Genomic DNA, 1,660 nt, shown 5'->3' with positions numbered 1-1,660 from the left:
CGGTACCTTCACCCCCGTCGGGCCAACCCAAAGCGGGCTGCTGATTCCAGGTGATGTGCGAAGCCTCAACCAGGTGCAAACCCCAAACGGGACGATTTTGATGGTCGCTAACAACAGCGATTCCCTGCAGGTGTTCAGGATTCAAAGAAATCAGGAATAGCGACTGATTTATCAATTCCCTATGTCATTGATGGATTTAAATATCGATAAAAGCTCACATATACTTATCTGTTTTGCCTGGCTGGTACTATTCCTTCTTTTGTCGTCGAGTTGTAGTTCTGAAGAAGGTCCGCTATTTCAACAATTAGACCCTAATCAAACAGGTATTACGTTCCAAAACGTGATAGTCACTGACGATTCAACAAATGCTTTGCTGGACCCTTATATCTTTAATGGAGGCGGAGTTGCAGTTGGTGACCTCAATAATGACGGCTTTCAGGATATTATTCTAACCGGCAGTATGGCCGACCCTAAAGTTTACCTGAATAACGAAGATTTCTCTTTTGATGATATTACAGATGGTTCAGGTGTTAATACGGATAAAAGAATTCACGGGGTTGCTCTTGTGGATATAAACTCAGATGGGTTACCGGATATTTACTTCTCCGCTTCGGGAACGGTTTGGAGTGAACCAGAGGATAGAAGAAATTTACTATTCATAAACAACGGTGACAATACATTTACTGAAGCCGCGGCCGGATTCGGAATTGATGATGCAGGCTTTTCCACTCATGCGGCATTTTTGGATTATGATCTGGATGGCGACCTGGATCTTTTTGTAATGAATAATTCACCTGTAGAATTTTCCCGAAATGATACCGGATTGATGCCCACCGGTACACAAGTAAGTTCAATCGATCCGGGTGGCCTTGATCAGTTCTATCGCAATAATGGTGACGGCACATTTACTAACATTTCAGAAGAAGCCGGTATAATTCGAAAACTTGGTTATGGGTTGGGGATAGCCGTTTCTGATATAAATAATGATGGCTGGCCGGATATTTATGTGTCTAATGATATGGCACCATATGACGTTTTTTATATCAATAACAGAGATGGTACTTTTACCGACAGGGCAACCGAGTGGCTACGTCATACCAGTAACTCAGGAATGGGGATTGACATAGCTGATTTTACGAATAACGGGTGGCCCGATATTATGCAAACGGATATGATGCCGGAAAATCTTACCGAGAGAAAACGTATGAGTGGTGTAAACACTTATGGAAAAATGTCTGATGTTTCACGTCAGGGTCTATTTCCCCGGTATACGATGAATTCACTGCAAATGAATTTGGGTGTAGATGATAGAGACGATGTGATTTTCAGTGAGGTCTCCAGAATTGCAGAAGTTGCATATACACACTGGAGCTGGAGCGCTCTTTTTGCCGATCTTGACAACGATGGTTTCAAAGATATCTTTGTTACAAATGGTTTTCCTGTTGCGGGTCAGGACTATGATCATCTTGCCAAATTGCACAATGCAATAGTTGACGGAGATCCTGAGGGATCCATTAAACGACAAATTGAGATCTTTGAGAACGTCAGGCGCTATACTATTCCCAATTACCTGTTTCGTAACAATGGTGATTTAACATTTACCGATCACAGCGAGGCGTGGGGGATGAATGACCCCGGCTTTTCGTACGGGGCGGTCTAC

1 protein-coding gene is annotated in these 1,660 nt (G+C 43.1%); it reads left to right on the top strand.

Annotation, left to right across the window (positions count from 1 at the left end):
* Positions 1 to 190 precede the first annotated feature (190 nt).
* Positions 191 to 1,660 (top strand): FG-GAP repeat domain-containing protein (locus AABW11_RS19935; RefSeq protein WP_340107089.1); only part of this gene is annotated, 1,470 nt, incomplete at its 3' end.

The organism is Rhodohalobacter sp. 8-1 (genome assembly GCF_038150125.1).
GTDB lineage: Bacteria > Bacteroidota > Rhodothermia > Balneolales > Balneolaceae > SW132.
This window is presented reverse-complemented; position numbering and strand designations above follow the sequence as displayed.